Source organism: Kaistia nematophila, assembly GCF_026343855.1.
GTDB classification, from domain to species: domain Bacteria; phylum Pseudomonadota; class Alphaproteobacteria; order Rhizobiales; family Kaistiaceae; genus Kaistia; species Kaistia nematophila.
On record NZ_JAPKNK010000016.1, the window covers coordinates 37476 to 54278 of the forward strand.

The following is a 16803-nucleotide window of genomic DNA, read 5'->3' on the forward strand; positions in this document are numbered from 1 at the left end:
CGCCCCTTCCCCTATCCTGACGGCATCCTGAACTGACAGAGAGTCGTCATGTCCCGTCTGATCATTCCCGGCTGGCAGGGATCCGGTGCCGGCCACTGGCAGCGCCGCTGGCTGGATGTCGACGCCGATGCGCGCATCGTCGAGCAGGACGACTGGCATTCCCCGAAGCTGGAGGCCTGGCTTTCCCGCCTCGACGCCGCCATCCGCCGGACCCGGCAGCCGATCCTGGTGGCCCACAGCCTCGGCGCCGTGCTCGTCGCGGCCTATGCCAAGCGCTATCCGCGCAACAACATCGCCGGCGCGCTGCTGGTGGCGCCGGCCGACGTCGACAGTCTCGCCCCCGACCATCCGCTGGCCGATTTCGGCGACGTGCCGCTGTCGCGCCTGCCATTCCCTTCGATCCTGGCGCTGAGCCGCAACGACCCGTACATCTCGGTCGAACGCGGCCGGCTGTTCGCGGCGCGCTGGGGCTCCGAGCTGGTCGATCTCGGCCATGCCGGCCACGTCAATCCGGAGAGCGGCCACGGCCATTGGCCGGCCGGTTTCCGCCTGGCCTCGCAGCTCGGCCGCCAGCCGATCCGTGCCGCCGCCTGATTTTCGCAACGCGATTGCCCAACCGCGGGAAGGCGACCTGATTCGCCTCCTGCGCGCTGGTTCGCGCGCCGTGGCCAGCCATCCCGCCTGATTTCGCAAAACGCCCGATGTCGGCATGACGTCGCGGCTCGCGCACGAATCCTGCCCCGCCAGGCTCGATTGCAGCCGTTCGATGGCGGTCAAGGCCGGCGCGTTGCGTCATAATGGATAGGCACTTATATTAATTTCGGGCTCCCGTTGAGCCCGCGCGCCGCCAGGCGCGCATTGGCGTGGTCGGCCTTCTTGGCTCAATCGCAAACTCGGCGCCGCCTTCCCCCCGGGCCGCGACGCCCCATACCGAGGTGAAATATGGCCAGCTCGAGAGCTCCGCTAGGCATAGGCGGTTGGTTGCTCGTCCTCTTTGGAATCATCGTCGCGCTCATCGGACTCGGGCTCGCCGTTCCCGGCGTGCAGCTGATCCTGCTCGGCGGCTCCTGGTACTACGCGCTGGCCGGCATCGGCCTCTTCATCGTCGGCATTCTCTATGTCCTGCGCCGCCCCGTCGCAGCGTGGCTCTACATCGTCATCCTGCTCGCCACGCTGGCCTGGGCGCTCTGGGAGGTCGGTCTCGACTTCTGGCCGCTGGTGCCGCGCCTGGTCGCCCCGGCCGTGCTCGCCGTGATCGCGCTCTTGCTGGTGCCGGCCTTTCCGTCCCGCAAGGGCAGCTCGGCCCCGGCCCTGCTCGGCGCGCTGGCGCTGATCGTCGCGCTCGGCGCGACCGCCTTCTACGCCTTCCAGCCGCATGGCGTCGTCCGCAACGACGTCACCTCGGCCACCTCGACGCCGGCGGTTCCGCCGGCGGCGATGAGCGCCACAGAATGGCGCCACTATGGCCGCACGCCGCACGGCACGCGCTATGCACCGATCGACCAGATCAACCGCGACAACGTCAGGGATCTGAAGGTCGCCTGGACCTTCCAGACCGGCGATCCGGCCGTCTCGGGCTCGGAAGACCAGAACACGCCGCTGCAGATCGGCGACACGCTCTACACCTGCTCGCCACACAACATCGTCCACGCGCTGAACGCCGAGACCGGCGAGGTGCGCTGGAAGTTCGACCCGCAGGCGAAGTCGCCGGTCTGGCAGCGTTGCCGTGGCGTCAGCTATTATGAGCCGACGGCCGTCGCCGCAGCAGCAGAAGCTCCTGCCCCCGCCCCGGCCGCGACCGAAGCCACCCCGGCGCCGGCGGACGGCACCGAGGCAGCGGCAGCTCCCGCAGCCGAAGCGCCCGCCGCGCCGGCGCCTGCCCCGGTCGCCGACAATTGCGGCGCCCGCATCGTCATGACGACGATCGACGCCCGCCTGATCCAGCTCGACGCCAAGACCGGCGAGCCCTGCGCCAGCTTCGGCAACAACGGCACCGTCGACCTCAAGAACGGCATGGGCGACGTCAAGGCCGGCTTCTACTTCCAGACCTCGGCCCCGACCGTCATGCGCGACCTGATCCTGGTCGGCGGCTGGGTCTGGGACAATGTCGAGACCGGCGAGCCCTCGGGCGCCGTGCGCGCCTTCAACGCCCGCACCGGCGAACTCGCCTGGGCCTGGGATCTCGGCAACCCGTCGATCACCGGCGCCCCGCCGGCCGGCGAGAGCTATACGCGCGGCACGCCAAACGTCTGGTCGACGCCGAGCTATGACGAGGCGCTCGGCCTGGTCTACCTGCCGACTGGCAACGCCACGCCCGACTTCTTCGGCGCGCACCGCTCGAAGGCGGCGGAGGAATACACGGCCTCGGTCGTCGCCCTCGACATGGCGACCGGCCGCGAGCGCTGGAAGTTCCAGACCGTGCACCACGACCTCTGGGACTATGACGTTCCCTCGCAGCCGGCGCTCTACGACCTGCCGGACGGCAAGGGCGGCACCACCCCGGCGCTGGTCCAGGTCACCAAGCGCGGCCAGATCTTCCTGCTCGACCGGCGCGACGGCAAGCCGATCGCCGAGGTGCAGGAGAAGCCGGTGCCGCAGACCGGCGGCGTAAAGGAGGACTTCCTCTCCCCGACCCAGCCCTATTCGGTCGGCATGCCCTCGATCGGCACCGAGCCCTTTACCGAGGCGCGGATGTGGGGTGCGACGCCGCTTGACCAGCTCTTCTGCCGCATCGCCTTCAAGAAGATGCGCTACGAGGGCGAGTTCACCCCGCCCGGCACCACCCGCTCGCTGATCTTCCCGGGCTACTATGGCGGCATGAACTGGGGCAGCGCCTCGATCGACGAGGCGAACGGCCTGCTCGTCGTCAACGACATCCGCATGCCGCAGTTCGTCGAGCTGCTGCCGCGCGAGGTCGCCGACAATTACGGCCCGTCGGCGGCGCATGACGGCCTCGGCACGCAGAAGGGCACGCCCTATGGCGCGCTGAAGAACGGCTTCATGTCGCCGCTCGGCGTTCCCTGCCACCAGCCGCCCTATGGCACGATCACCGGCATCGACCTGAACACCCGCCAGGTCGCCTGGCAGGTCCCGGCCGGCACGCTGGAGGATACCGGCCCGCTCGGCATGAAGACCCGCCTGCCGATCCCGATCGGCATGCCCTCGCTCGGCGGCCCGACGACGACGGCCGGCGGCCTCGTCTTCTACGCCGGCACGCAGGACTATTACCTGCGCGCGCTCGACAGCAAGACCGGCCAGGAGCTCTGGAAGGGCCGCCTGCCGGTCGGCGCCCAGGCGACGCCGATGACCTATGTGTCGCCGGAAAGCGGCCGCCAGTTCGTCGTCATCTCGGCCGGCGGCGCCCGCCAGTCGCCGGACCGCGGCGACTACATCGTCGCCTACGCCCTGCCGAAGGCGAACTGAGCCGCCACACGAGGCGAACCAGACCCGAGGGAGGCCGCGCCAGCGGCCTCCCTTTTTCTTTGCCCGCTTGCCGTCCGCTTTCCGTTGGGTGAGCCCATGACCGCGCGACACGGAAAACGCGCAACGAACGACCACGACCTAGTTCAAAATTAAAAACGACTTCCTTTATCGCCTAAGCCGTCATTGCCTAGTCTGAAGGCAAGGTCGGATGATCGACCGCCGCGGCGATTTCAGGATCGGCTTGCCCCGCGCCAACAACGGCTAAGCCCCAAGGGAGACGCGTCATGACAAACCGGCTCTGTTGACCGACCCCACGGTCGAGGTCGCCTGAAGGCGACGCCGCGCCCGCCGCGGCATCCTTCCAGAATCCCAGCTTCTCCCGCGCTCCCGTTCCGCGAACGGCTAACTGCGCGAACATTTCAGGACAGAACCATGTCACGCATCACCCGCCGCACCTTCGTCGCCACCGCCGCCGCGATCGGCCTGACCTTCGCCGCCGGCGCCACCGCCCGCGCCGACGAGACCAAGCTCACCATCGGCTACCAGACCGTCGTCGAGCCCTCGAAGGTCCCGCAGGCCGACGGCCTGTATGAAAAGGCCGCCAACGCCAGGATCGACTGGAAGAAATTCGATTCCGGCGCCGACGTGATCGCCGCCATTGCTTCCGGCGCGGTCGATATCGGCTATGTCGGCTCCAGCCCGCTTGCCGCCGCCGCCAGCCGCGAACTGCCGATCGAGACGATCTTCGTCGTCGGCCTGATCGGCGAATCCGAGGCCCTGGTCGTGCGCGACGGCGCCAAGATCAGCGAGCCGAAGGATCTCGTCGGCAAGAAGATCGCCGTGCCCTTCGTCTCGACGACCCACTACAGCCTGCTCGCCGCGCTGAAGCACTGGAACATCGATCCGAAGTCGGTCGAGATCCTCAACCTGCGGCCGCCGGAGATCGCCGCCGCCTGGGAGCGCGGCGACGTCGACGCCGCCTATGTCTGGGATCCGGCGCTCGGCAAGATCAAGGAAAACGGCAAGGTCCTGACCGACTCGGCCCAGGTCGCGACCTTCGGCGCGCCGACCTTCGATGCCTGGATCGTCCGCAAGGAATTCGCCGACGCCCATCCGGAAGCGGTCAAGGCCTTCGTCAAGGTGACCGGCCAGTCCTATGCCGACTTCCGCGCCAAGCCGGAAGCCTGGGACGCCAAGTCCGAACAGGCCGCCAAGATCGCCCGCCTGACCGGCGCCAAGGTCGAGGAAGTCCCGGCCCTACTCAAGGGCTACCACTTCCCGCTGCTGGAAGAGCAGGCTTCGGCAGACCTGCTCGGCGGCGGCACGGTGAAGGCGATCGCGGACGCCTCGGCCTTCCTCAAGGAGCAGGGCAAGATCCCGGCCGTGCTCCCGGACTATAGCGGCTACGTCACCACCAAGTTCGTGACCGAGGCGCAAGCTTCCAACTGATGTCGTCGCGGCGGCCGTCGGCGGCCGGCCCATGCCGCGACTACACCCGGCCCGTTCCGCGCCCCTCTGTCGCGGAACGGGCCAAACCGTTTTCGGGGGGACGTCCCTTCTGCCGTCCTCTCAGCATGCACGAGGCCGACCCACGAGTTCGCCGTCATCCCGGGCTTCGGGGATGACGGCGTTGCCAGACCATCGAACGATCGCCAAGAGCGGCACGGAAGGAATTCGCCCATGCCCCATCTCGCGCTGGAAAACGTCTCGCTTCGCTATGACGGCGGCGCGCCCGTGCTTTCGAACGTCTCGCTCGACATTGCGTCCGGAGAGTTCGTCGTCATCGTCGGGCGCTCGGGCTGCGGCAAGACCTCGCTGCTCAACCTGGCGGCCGGGTTCCTGACGCCCGATGCCGGCCGCGTGCTGGTCGATGGCCGGGAGGTCGCCGGCCCTGGCGCCGAGCGCGCCGTCGTCTTCCAGAACGACGCGCTGTTCCCGTGGCTCACGACGGCGGAAAACGTCGCCTTCGCCGCCAGGCTCGCCGGCATCGGCCCGGCCGAACGGCGGCAGCAGGCCGACCGGCTGCTAGACGTCGTCGGCCTCGCCGGTCTCGGCGACCGGCCGATCTGGCAGCTTTCCGGCGGCCAGCGCCAGCGCGTCGGCCTCGCTCGGGCGCTCGCGGCCGACCCCGCCTTCCTGCTGATGGACGAGCCGCTCGGCGCGCTCGACGCCATGACCCGCGAAGGCATGCAGGACTTGCTGCTCTCCGCCTGGGACGCGAGCGGCGCCGGCACGCTGCTGATCACCCATGGCGTCGAGGAAGCGCTCTACCTCGCGACCCGCATCATCGTCATGGCGCCCGGCCCCGGCCGCATCATCCGCCGCCTCGACGTCGATTTCGGCCGCCGTCGTCTTGCCGGCGAAAGCGCCCGCTCGATCAAGGCGAGTCCCGCCTTCGTCGCGGCGCGCGAGGACCTGCTCGACAGCATCTTTGAGAGGGAAGCGGCATGAGCCTCGAACTCGCCGAAACGGTCCTCGCGCCGGCGCGAAGCGCCGAGTCCGAAGCCTCCCGGCCGCCGGCGCCGCGAAAACGCCCGGTCGTCGCCCTCACGGCGGCCGCGACGCTGGTCACGCTGCTGCTGGCCTGGACGGTCGCCGCCCATTTCCAGCTGGTCTCGGCGCTGTTCCTGCCGTCGCCGCTCGCGGTCGGCAAGGCGTTCCTGACCGTCGCACGCGACGGCTTCGTCGACGCGACACTCTGGCAGCACCTTTCCGCCAGCCTCGCCCGCGTCTTCGCGGCCCTCGTCGGCGCGACGGCGATCGCCGTGCCGATCGGCTTCGCCATCGGCGCGAGCCGCATCGGCCGCGGCATCTTCGATCCGATCATCGAGTTCCTGCGCCCGATCCCGCCGCTCGCCTACCTGCCGCTTGTCATCATCTGGTTCGGCATCGGCGAGCCGTCGAAGATCCTGATCATCGGCGTCGCCATGCTGGCGCCGATCGTCATCTCGACCGCCTCGGGCGTGAAGGGCGCCGATCCCGACCGGCTCAACGCCGCCCGCTCGCTCGGCGCGACACGCGGCCAGTTGCTCCGCCATGTCGTGCTGCCGAGCGCCCTGCCCTCGATCCTGACCGGCATCCGCATCGCGCTCGGCGCGGGTTGGTCGACGCTGGTTGCGGCCGAACTGGTCGCCGCCTCGCGCGGCCTCGGCTTCATGATCCAGTCCGCGGCGCAGTTCCTGGTCACGGACGTGGTCCTGATGGGCATCCTCGTCATCGCCGCCGTCGCCTTCGCGCTGGAGGCGACGCTGCGCTGGATCGAGCGCCGCCTGGTGCCCTGGGCCGGCAAGGCCTGAGCGCCCGTTCAAGGAGGCTTAATCCCTCCCTCCCTAGACTGCCGGGAAAGAGCGGGCGTGGGGAATGGATCGTTGCAAAGCAGGCTAGGAGCAGCGCTTCGGCTCGTCGGGCTGGCGGCGGCCATCGCGGTGTCGGGCTGTTCGGCAATCGACAGCACGCCGATCAACCAGACCAGCCCAGTTGCCGGCAAGCCGTCGCCGGATGCCATGCCCGACCCGACCGATGACGGCAGCACAATCGTCGCGCTCGCCTTTTCGGGCGGCGGCACGCGCGCGGCCGCCTTCGCCTATGGCGCGCTTCTCGAACTCGACACGCTGATCATCGACGACCACCCGCGCGAGCGCAGCCTGGTCGACGACGTGCGCTCCGTCGCCGGCACTTCGGGCGGCGCCGTCATGGCGGCCTATCTCGGCTACAAGGGCAAGGACGAGTTCGTCGATTTCCGCGAACGCTTCCTCGAGCAGAACGCCGAGGCCTATATGCGGACGTCGCCCAACCCCGCCAATCTCATGACCGCCGCCATGCAGGGCGGCGCCAACGACCGTAGCAGCTTCGGCCGCTGGCTCGACGAAAGGCTGTTCGACGGCAAGACCTATGCCGCCTTCGAGAAGCCGGACCGGCCGATCGTCTGGATCACGGCGTCGGACATCTACAACAAGACGCCCTTCCTCTTTACCCAGGACACATTCTCGGCCCTCTGCAGCGACCTCGACCAGATCAAGATCGCCGATGCCGTCGCTGCCTCGGCCGCCGTGCCGGTCGTCTTCGCGCCTGTCGTACTCAACACGCCGACCAAGGGGGAATGCAACTACCGGAGGCCGGCCTGGCTGCAGAAGGCGCTCGAATCCGACAATCCCTCGATCCGCCTGCAGGCCTATGCGCGGGCGCTCGATTCCTACCAGTCGAAGGACGAGCTCAAATATGTCCGCCTGCTGGATGGCGGGCTGACGGACAATCTCGGCGTCAGCGGCCTGTCGCTGGAGCGGGCCGCCGCCGCCACGCCCTATGCGCCGCTCTCGGCGCACCAGGCCGTCCGCCTGCACAACTTCCTGTTCATCGTCACCGACGCCGGCGTCGACGGGCAATATGACTGGGGCGCCTCGCCGAAGAATCCGCATCTCGGCAAGATCCTGCGCTCGGTCGCCGATACGACGATCGCCGCCTCGACCGGACACGGCTTCGATGCCGTCGACCTGACGCTGAACGAATGGCAACAGCAGTTGATCCGCTATCGCTGCGGCCTCTCCACCGCACAGGTCCTGCGCTATCGAGGCACGCTCGTCGGCTGGAACTGCCGCGATGTCGTCGTCACCACCGAGCATCTGACTTTCCGCGACGCCGACCCGTCGCTCTACCGGCGACTGAACGACATTCCGACCCGGCTGCGCCTCGACAAGGCGCAGGTGGAGCTCGTGATCGCCGCCGGGCGCGAGGCCGTGCAGCGCAACCCCAACATCCAGAAGGTCGCGCGCGAGGCCCGCCAACGCTCGCGGATCTTCGACGCGATCGGCCCGCAGGCGCGGAACTGACGCCCGCGGCGTCGGCCGCCTTGTGAGGGGCGTCATAGTCCACGTCGTCTCCCCTCGATAGGAATGCGGGCAGCTGCGCCTCAGACGGGCCCTTCGCAATCGCCACCCTGAAGCGCTATCAACGATCGACGCCAGTTTGACGCGGGCGGGATTCGAAAATCGCAGCGCGGCCACAGAGCGGTCACGCGGCCAAGCCGAGGGAGAAGACCTTGACCACATGGATCGTCCTGGCCGTGATCGTGGCGGCCGCCTTCTATGCCGTCAGCCTCTACAACAACCTCGTCGCCAAGCGGAACCTCGCCCATGAGGGCTGGAGCGGCATCGACGTGCAGCTGAAGCGCCGCGCCGACCTGATCCCCAACCTGGTCGAGACGGTGAAGGGCTATGCCGCGCACGAAAAGGGCATCTTCGAGGATGTCGCCGCCAAGCGCGCCGCGAGCATGAACGCCGGCGACGTCAAGAGCCAGGCGGCGGCCGACCAGGCGCTTTCCGGCGCGCTCGGCCGGCTGATCGCCATTTCCGAGGCCTATCCGGACCTGAAGGCCGACGCCAATTTCCGCGAGTTGCAGGCGCAACTCGCCAACATCGAGGACGAGATGCAGATGGCGCGCCGCTACTACAACGGCACGGTGCGCGACCTGAACACCGCGATCCAGACCTTCCCGAGCGTGCTGGTCGCCAACATGTTCGGCTTCCGTCCCGAGGCGTTCTACGAAATCGAGGACCGCGCCGCCGCGCAGATACCGCCCAAGGTCTCGTTCTGAGGCGCGCGCCATGCGACGCATAGCCGGTCTCGTCGTCGGTCTGCTGCTCGCGCTTTCGCCGCTGGCTTCGGCCGGCGCCGAGGAGCGCATCCTGCGCTTTGTCTCCGACGTGAACGTGCAGAAGAACGGCGATCTCGACGTGACCGAGACCATCCGCGTGCAGGCGGAAGGCAACGAGATCCGCCGCGGTATCCTGCGCGATTTCCCCACCACCTACCGCGACGACAAGGGCGGTTCGGTCGTCGTCGGCTTCGACGTCGAATCCGTCACCCGCGACGGCCAGAACGAACCTTTCGCGATCGAGCAGCTTTCGAACGGCAAGCGCATCCGCATCGGCTCGGCCGACACGCTGCTTTCGCCCGGCCCGCACGACTATGTCATCCGCTACCGCACCACGCGCCAGATCAGCTTCTTCGACGGTTTCGACGAGCTCTACTGGAACGCCACCGGCACCGGCTGGACCTTCCCGATCGACGTCGCCGAGGCGCGGATCACGCTGCCGGAGGCGGTCCCCTTCGGCAACACGGCGATCTATACCGGCCAGCAGGGCGAGCGCGGCCAGGACGCCGAGGTCGTCTCGAAGGAGCCGGGACGGATCGTCTTCCGCACCACCGCGCCTCTCCCCGCTCACAACGGCCTGACCGTCGCCGCCGCCTGGCAAAAGGGCGTCGTCGACACGCCGAGCCAGGGCCAGCGCACGGTCTGGTGGCTTCACGACAATATAGGCGCCATCTTCGCCCTGCTCGGCGCCGTCGGCGGGCTGCTCTATCTGTTCCAGGCCTGGCGCAAGGCCGGCCGCGACCCGAAGCCCGGCCCCGTCATTCCGCTTTTCACGCCGCCGGAGGGCCTTTCGGCCGCCGCGACGCGCTACGTCTCCGAAATGAGCTTCGACGACCGCGCCTTCACGGCGGCGATCCTCGATCTCGGCGTCAAGGGCCAATTGAAGATCGCCGACAGCGGCAAGACCCTGGTGGTGAGCCGCACGCCGGGCGGCAAGCCGATCGCGGCGCCCGAGACGGCGGCGGCGCAGGCGCTTTTCCGCAGCCGCGGCGAGATCTCGCTGGTGCAATCGAACCACGCGACGCTTTCGAACGCCAAGGCGACGCTCGCGAAGGGCCTCGCCAAGGCCTATTCCGGCACCGTCTTCAACATGAACAGCGGCTGGCTGACGGGCGGCGTGCTGATCACGCTGGCCGCTTATGTCCTGGCCGCGATCGGCCTGGTCATCGCGATGGGCGAGAACGGCATGGTCGCCGCCTTTAGCCTGGTGTTCCTGTCGGTCCCCTCGATCGTCGTCGGCCTGACGCTGCGCTCGCTGCGCGGCAGCCCCTGGTACAAGCGGATCTTCGCCCTGCTCTTCACCGGCATCTTCGCGCTCGCCTTCGGCGGCGCCGGGCTCGGCGTCTTCCTGAGCGCCGTGCGCGGCCCGCTCGACCTCGCCGTGCTGGTGCTGCCCTTCGCGCTGCTGCCGATGCTGGCCTCCGCCTTCTCGTGGATGCGTTCGCCGACGCCGGAGGGCCAGAAGCTGCGAGACGCCATCGCCGGCTTCCGCCAGTATCTCGGCATCGCCGAGGAACATCGGCTGGAGATGCTGCATCCGCCGGAGAAGACGCCGGAGCTGTTCGAGCGCTATCTGCCCTATGCGGTGGCGCTCGACGTCGAGAATGCCTGGGCGAAGAAATTCGCCGGCGTGCTGGCGGCCGCCGGCGCGACGGCCGCGGTTTCAAGCTGGTATCTCGCCAGCAACAACCGCAGCGCCACCGACCTTGTCGACCGCCTTGGCTCCGGCCTGTCGCAGACGGTCGCCTCCGCCTCGACCGCCCCGGGCTCAAGCTCGGGCTCCGGCGGCTTCAGCGGCAGCAGTGGCGGCGGTTCATCGGGTGGCGGCGGCGGCGGAGGCGGCGGTTCCGGCTGGTAAAGGAACCGGTTCGGAGAAAAATCGCCGCCCCCTGTCGAAAGCGGTATCGCCCGTTCGTCGCTCTTGCATAGCGCATCGTTTCGGGAGGGACCGAACCATGGACACACCGGCACTCAGAACCACAGCCATCCTCATCGCCCGGCTGATCTTCGGCGGCGTCTTCGTGATGGCCGCCACGTTCAAGTTCGTCGACATCAATGCGACCGCCGGCTACATCGCCTCGGCGGGCTTCCCGTTCCCGCTGTTCCTCGCCTGGGTCGCCGCGATCTTCGAGACGGTGCTGGCCCTGGCCCTGCTGACCGGGGCGTTCTTCTCGGAGGCGGCCCTGCTGGCGGCGGCGTACATCCTCTTCCTGGCGCTCGCCTTTCATGGCCCGTCGCACTGGAGCGGCAACCAGGTCGACTTCGGCTTCTTCGTCGACCACTTCACCTTCATCGCCGGCCTGCTCTTCGCCGCCGTGCACGGCCCCGGCGAAAAGCTGGCGCTGCGGCTGTCCCCGCTCGGGAGGGCAAGAACGTCCCTCACCTCTCCCTGAGCGAGTGCTTCGAGGCGGCCCTTCGGGCCTCCTCAGCATGTCGATGATGAGGGGGCTGGAACGCCAGCTTGGGAAGCTGACGTTCCACCGCAGCCTATTTCTTCGCCTGCGGATGGCTGCCGGTGGCGACGCGGTGCTTGAAGCCGTCGAGGATCTTGGCCGCCAGCGCCTCGTAGTCGCCGTCGAAGTGGTGGCCGCCGGTCGTCTTGATCAACTCGACGCCGCTGCCTTCGAGCTTCGGACAGGCGGAATCGTCCTCTTCCTCGCCATAGACGCACTGCACCAGCGCCGGCTTGATCAGCTTCAGGTCCGGCAGGGTCTGGCCCTCGCTGGAACTGGTGCCGAGGAACTCGCCGACCGAAACCTCGTAGTCGACCGCCTCCGACAGGCCGAGCAGCGACAGCTGCGAGACCATGTCCTTGGCGTCGGGCGGCAGGCGGTTATAGGCGGCTGGCAGCACGTCGGCGCCGAAGGAATAGCCGATCAGGATGACATGATCGACGCCCCACCGCTCGGTATAGGCCTCGATGATGCGGGCGAGGTCTGCCGAGGTCTGCTCCGGGGTCTTCTTCGACCAGAAATAGCGCAGCGAGTCGACGCCGACGGTCGGGACGCCTTCCTTCTGGAGCGTCTCGGCGACAGACTTGTCGATGTCGCGCCAGCCGCCATCGCCCGAATAGACGATCGCCAGCGTGTCGAGCTTCGCAGTCGCCGGCAGCTCGATGAGTTGCAGGTCGGCGAGCGGGTCGGAATCGGTCGATTTCGGCACCAGGAGGTGCTGCAGGCGGTCGAGCAGCGCGGCGCGCGCATCACCCTGGACCGTCTTGTCCTTGAGCTTGAAGCCCTGCTTCTGCAGATCGGCGACATGCGCCTTGCCGTCGGCGGGTGCGGCGGCGGTGTAGATCACGTCGACCGGATTGGCGGGATCGCCCTGTTCCAGGCCATAGGTGACGCCGCCGGCGACTTCGGTGCGCGGTGCGTCGGTGCACAGCGCCTTGACCAGCGGCAGCGCGAGCGCCGGATCGACGGCGACGGTGCGGCCGACGGTGGCGTCCGGCGTCTGCGCCGCGAGGTCGAGCGCCAGCGCGCCGGCGGTGCCGATGCCGGCGATGACGGGCGAATGATAGATGTTGGTGCCGAGCTGGCGCTGGATCTGATGGCTCAGATCCTCGATGTCGCCGACGACGTAGACGCAGTCCTCGCCCTTGTCGGCCTCGAGACCCGCCAGGAACTTCGGCGTGTCTATGCCGACGACGATGGCGCCCGCATCCCGCAGGCTCTTGGCCGTGGTCTCGTCCTCGGGCGTCCAGCCCGCCTTGTCGGAGAACAGGAAGACGGCGCCGGTGACGGTCTCGGTCGGCAGCAGGATCTCCGGCTTGCCGAGCAGGCCGGTCGTGAAGCCGTCCGCCTTCGGCGCCGCGTCGGCGGCGGGCGCGTCCTGCGCCAGCGCCGGCAGCGGAGCGCAGGCAAGCACCGTCGCGAAGAGCCAATTCCGGATCATTTACCAACCACTCCCTTGAGCCCGCCACTGATCAGCACTGTCACGTCGGCCAGCGCGAGCGCCGGCGACATGCCCCCGGATACGGCGATGTACCGGGGCTGCCATTGGGGCTGGAACTTGGCCTTGAAGGCCCGCAGCCCATGAAAATTGTAGAAGCGTTCGCCATGCTCGAACACGGCCCGGCCCATCCGGTGCCAGAACGGCGCCGCAGGGCTCTCGGAAAGGCCGGAAAGCGGCGCCATGCCGAGATCGAAGCGGTGATAGCCCTGTTCCTTCAGATGCAGCATGAGGCTGATGAACAGGAATTCCATCGTGCCGGCAGGCACCTCCGGCTCGAACCGCATCAGGTCGATGGTCGCCTCCTGCTTCATCCCCGTCATCATCACGGTGGCGAAGGCGACGATGCGCCCGTCGCGCCGCACGATGGCGGCCGGCTGCGCCATCACATAGGCGCGGTCGAAGGCGCCGAGCGAGAAGCGCTTCTCGCGGGCGCGGTGCTCGGCGAGCCAGAGGTTGGAGATCCGCTGCAGGTCGTCGATCGACTGCTCGACCTGATCCGGCTCGAGCAGCTCGAAGCTCAGGCCCTCGCGCTGGCTGCGGTTGAAGGCATGGCGCAGGCTGGCGCGCTTGGCGCCCTTCAGGTCGAAGTTCTGCAAATCGACCTGTGCCGCCTCGCCGAGCTTGTAGGCGCGCATGCCGGCATCGGCATAGAGCGCGAGGTTTTCCGGCATCACCTGGTAGAACATGGCGCGCCCGCCCGCCGCCCGCGCCATCTCGACGAACTGCCAGATCAGGCCCGGCCAGGACGAGCGCGGCCCGATCGGATCGAAAAGCGCCACCCAGGAATGGGCCTGGCGGCCGAACATGATGAAGGCGCGGCGGTCGTCCGAAAACAGCAGCGTCTTGTCGCCCATGCGAACGAGGTTGGCGTCCGGGTGCGGCTGCGCCGCCAGGATCCGCACGGCTTCGGCAATCTCTTCCGGCTCGGGCTGGCCGGTCTTGCCCTTGGAGGCGCGCAGCAGCGACCACGCGGCGAAGGAGCCGGCGGCGATGACGACGCCGAGCAGCGCGCGCAGGCTGCGCGGCGCCTCTTCCGAGAACTCGAACTGCCACCAGAGCTGGTTCGAATATTCGACGTCGCTGTAGACGAAGAACATCACGGCCGCCGCCGTCACGATCACGGTGGTGATCGCCAGCAGCCAGCCGGGCGTCAGCCGCTGGTGCAGCAGCGAGGCCGGCCGGTTGAATTCGCGCCGCGCCGCCAGCAGCGCGATGAACAGCAGCGCCAGCGCGATCGACTCGCTGATCGCGAGCGCCTTCAAGAGCGACAGCATGACCGCCGCACCGACCGCCACCACCGCGGCCCACCAGGCGCCGTCGAGCCGGTGCGCCAGGCCGCGCGCGATCACGATCAGGCCGAGGCCGAGCACGCTTTCGAGGAAATGCGCGCCTTCGAGGATCGGCAGCGGCAGCAGGTCGGAGAGCAGGTCGAGCCGCTGGTCGGCGGCGGGCGTGACGCCGGAAAGCACGAGCACGGCGCCGAGGGCGAAGGTGAGCGTCGCCAGCACGCGCGGCGAAAGCTGCGCGCCGGCCCTAAGAACGCGCGAGGCCTGTGCCCCGGACGCGGCGCGGCGCACCTCCATGCCGGTGACGAGGCCGGAGGCGACGAGGAGCGGCACGCCGTAGTAGATCACGCGGTAGAGGATCAGCGCCGACAGCACCTGATCGACCGAGGCGGTCCTGCCGACGACGGCGATGATCACCGCCTCGAACACGCCGAGGCCGGCCGGCACATGACTGGCGACGCCGAGGCCGATCGCTACCGCATAGACGGCGACGAAGGCCGGCAGGCCGACATCGGTCTGCGGCAGCAGGACCCAGAGCACCGCGGCGGCGGCCGAGACATCGACGAGGGTGGCGGCGAACTGCGCCAGCATGAGGCCGGGGCGCGGCAGCGGCACGGACAAGCCGCGCCAGCCGATGCGGCCATTGCCGAAAGCGGAATAGGCGAACAGGCCGGCCATCAGCACCAGGATGAGCCCGCCCAACACCCTGAGCAGGGTCGGCGGCAGCGACAACGGATCGGCGAGATCATGGGCGGCGAAGGTGAGGCCGAGCCCGGTGACGCCCGCGAGGCCGATGCCGAAGGCGACGGTGACATAGGCGACCACCTTGGCGACGTCGGAGGGCTCGAAGCCGAGCCGGGCGTAGAAGCGGAAGCGGATGGCGCCGCCGGTCAGCGGGCCGAAGCCGGCGGTATTGCCCACCGCGTAGGCGCAGAACGCCGTCAGCGCGACGATCGGATACGGGATCGCGCGGCCGAGATAACGCAGCGCCGAGAGGTCGTAGATGCTGAGCGCGAGGAAGCTCAGCGCCGTGAAGCCGAGCGCGGCGGCGATCGCCCAGACGGGCGTCGCATGCAGCGTGTCGAGCACGTCATTGTAGTCGACCTCGGCGATCAGCTTCGAGATGGCGAGCCAGACGAGGACGACGACGACGATACCGGCGAGCGCGGTGATGGCCGGCCGCCAGGGCGTCAGAACGGCCTTCCAGCGCTCATAGTGGGAAGGCTCGACCTCGTCCGCCTCATTCGGGACGTTGAAGGCCTCGACATCGTCGGGCATGGCTTCCCGCCTCGACCCGGAAGAGTTCCGGCTTGCCGGACGGCTCTTCGCTTCCGGAGGGCTTTCGGCGTTCGGAACGGACATCATGGCGCTTTGGGTCATCGTGGACTTCGCAACTCCGGCCGGGTTCGGACCCATACGTCCATACCGCCGCAGCGCTGCCTTCTCCTTGCATCCTACAGCAAGCTTGAAGAGCTTCAATTCTGGCTGCATTGAGGCCGATGCGGACTTCCGGCCCACCCGCACAAAATATTGACATGTGATTAGGCGCCATATTAGAAGGCGCCATATGATTACGCTCGAACAGAAACACCTCGCACTTCTCGATGAAGCCCGGCAGCGCGGCCAGACCGACATCGGCAACCTGCGCCTGTGCTTCGAATTGCTGACCCTCGCGGCCGCGATCGATCGCGACTGCGCCGCGCGGCTGGCGCCGCATCAGCTTTCCGAGGGAAAGTTCGTGCTGCTCTTCCTGCTTCGGGATCGCCCGGACGGATTGTCGCCGCATGAACTGGCGGAACGCGCCGGCGTGACGCGGGCGACCATCACGGGGCTGCTGGATGGCCTCGAGCGCGATGGCTTCCTCGCCCGCAACGCCATGGCCGAGGACCGCCGGCGGGTCGCTGTTCGGCTGACCGGCAAGGGAGAGGAAATGGCGGCGACGCTGTTTCAGGAGCACACCCGCTGGATCGACACGCTGCTGGCGGATCTCAGCGACGACGAACAGCGCGTCCTCAGCGGTCTGCTGCGGCGCGTCTGGCTGGCGACGGATAGTGGATCCGGCGATCGCACTGCCTGACCCGCCCAATCGCAGCAGGCCCCTTTCGTCACGACGGGGGCCATGAGACGACCTACCCAAGGAACCAACAAATGACGCAGTATCTGGCCGAGCTCTATTCGCCCAAGCCAGCCTGGATCGCACTCGATCCGGCGGACAAGCAGCAGTTCTTCGAGGCGATCGGCGCCGGCATGGCCGCCCTGTCGGAATTGGGCATCGAGGCCCTCGCTTTCGGCGAAACCGACGCGACCAAGCTCCACCCGGCGTCGCAGTCGTTCTTCGCCATCTGGCGCCTTGCAGACGAAGCGGCGCTGGATGCGCTGCTCGACGGCATCGCGGCGTCCGGTTGGCACGATTACTTCGACACGATCAATGCGGCGGGGTCCGCCACCGACCTCGTTCGCCACATGGGCAGACTGGCCGCCGCCACGGCC

The 16803-nt window shown here is 68.3% G+C and carries 13 protein-coding genes; 11 read left to right on the forward strand and 2 right to left on the reverse strand.

Annotated elements, in window-relative coordinates:
- Positions 1 to 48 precede the first annotated feature (48 nt).
- The 9 genes from OSH07_RS23780 to OSH07_RS23820 all read left to right on the forward strand — a co-directional run bounded on the left by OSH07_RS23780 (position 49) and on the right by OSH07_RS23820 (position 11466).
- Entirely contained in the window at positions 49 to 594 is a 546-nt protein-coding gene (locus OSH07_RS23780) for an RBBP9/YdeN family alpha/beta hydrolase (protein WP_266341204.1), read from the forward strand.
- A gap of 387 nt (positions 595 to 981) precedes the next feature.
- The gene (locus OSH07_RS23785) at positions 982 to 3423 is read left to right on the forward strand and encodes a membrane-bound PQQ-dependent dehydrogenase, glucose/quinate/shikimate family (protein WP_266341205.1); all 2442 of its coding nucleotides are present in this window, start codon (positions 982 to 984) and stop codon (positions 3421 to 3423) included.
- A 432-nt stretch (positions 3424 to 3855) separates the two neighbouring features.
- Complete coding sequence (gene tauA / locus OSH07_RS23790; RefSeq protein WP_266341206.1) at positions 3856 to 4872, forward strand: taurine ABC transporter substrate-binding protein; 1017 nt, start codon at positions 3856 to 3858, stop codon at positions 4870 to 4872.
- A 231-nt stretch (positions 4873 to 5103) separates the two neighbouring features.
- On the forward strand, positions 5104 to 5874 hold the full coding sequence (locus OSH07_RS23795; RefSeq protein ID WP_266341207.1) for a taurine ABC transporter ATP-binding protein: 771 nt from the start codon (positions 5104 to 5106) through the stop codon (positions 5872 to 5874).
- Positions 5871 to 6719 (forward strand): ABC transporter permease subunit, encoded by an 849-nt coding sequence (locus OSH07_RS23800; RefSeq protein ID WP_266341208.1) that lies wholly within the window; start codon positions 5871 to 5873, stop codon positions 6717 to 6719. The genes OSH07_RS23795 and OSH07_RS23800 overlap by 4 nt, the downstream gene beginning before the upstream one ends.
- Before the next feature lie 72 nt (positions 6720 to 6791).
- Positions 6792 to 8249 (forward strand): patatin-like phospholipase family protein, encoded by a 1458-nt coding sequence (locus tag OSH07_RS23805; protein WP_266341209.1) that lies wholly within the window; start codon positions 6792 to 6794, stop codon positions 8247 to 8249.
- Between the two features lie 209 nt (positions 8250 to 8458).
- The gene (locus OSH07_RS23810; RefSeq protein ID WP_266341210.1) at positions 8459 to 9013 is read left to right on the forward strand and encodes a LemA family protein; all 555 of its coding nucleotides are present in this window, start codon (positions 8459 to 8461) and stop codon (positions 9011 to 9013) included.
- A 10-nt stretch (positions 9014 to 9023) separates the two neighbouring features.
- Positions 9024 to 10931, forward strand: a complete 1908-nt coding sequence (locus OSH07_RS23815; RefSeq protein WP_266341211.1) for a DUF2207 domain-containing protein — start codon at positions 9024 to 9026, stop codon at positions 10929 to 10931.
- A 97-nt stretch (positions 10932 to 11028) separates the two neighbouring features.
- Entirely contained in the window at positions 11029 to 11466 is a 438-nt protein-coding gene (locus OSH07_RS23820; RefSeq protein ID WP_266341212.1) for a DoxX family protein, read from the forward strand.
- Between the two features lie 94 nt (positions 11467 to 11560).
- On the opposite strand, the gene OSH07_RS23825 is transcribed toward OSH07_RS23820, so the two are convergent.
- Both OSH07_RS23825 and mprF read right to left on the reverse strand, forming a co-directional pair.
- Entirely contained in the window at positions 11561 to 12967 is a 1407-nt protein-coding gene (locus tag OSH07_RS23825; RefSeq protein WP_266341213.1) for a virulence factor family protein, read from the reverse strand.
- Complete coding sequence (mprF, locus tag OSH07_RS23830) at positions 12964 to 15591, reverse strand: bifunctional lysylphosphatidylglycerol flippase/synthetase MprF (protein WP_266341214.1); 2628 nt, start codon at positions 15589 to 15591, stop codon at positions 12964 to 12966. The genes OSH07_RS23825 and mprF overlap by 4 nt, the downstream gene beginning before the upstream one ends.
- Positions 15592 to 15880: 289 nt before the next feature.
- On the opposite strand from mprF, the gene OSH07_RS23835 reads away from it, so the two are divergent.
- Positions 15881 to 16390: a MarR family winged helix-turn-helix transcriptional regulator gene (locus OSH07_RS23835; protein ID WP_266341215.1), complete on the forward strand. Its 510-nt coding sequence runs from the start codon at positions 15881 to 15883 to the stop codon at positions 16388 to 16390.
- Positions 16391 to 16461: 71 nt separating this feature from the next.
- Positions 16462 to 16803, forward strand: a 342-nt coding sequence (locus tag OSH07_RS23840) for a DUF6616 family protein (protein ID WP_266341216.1), incomplete at its 3' end; no start/stop codon positions are given.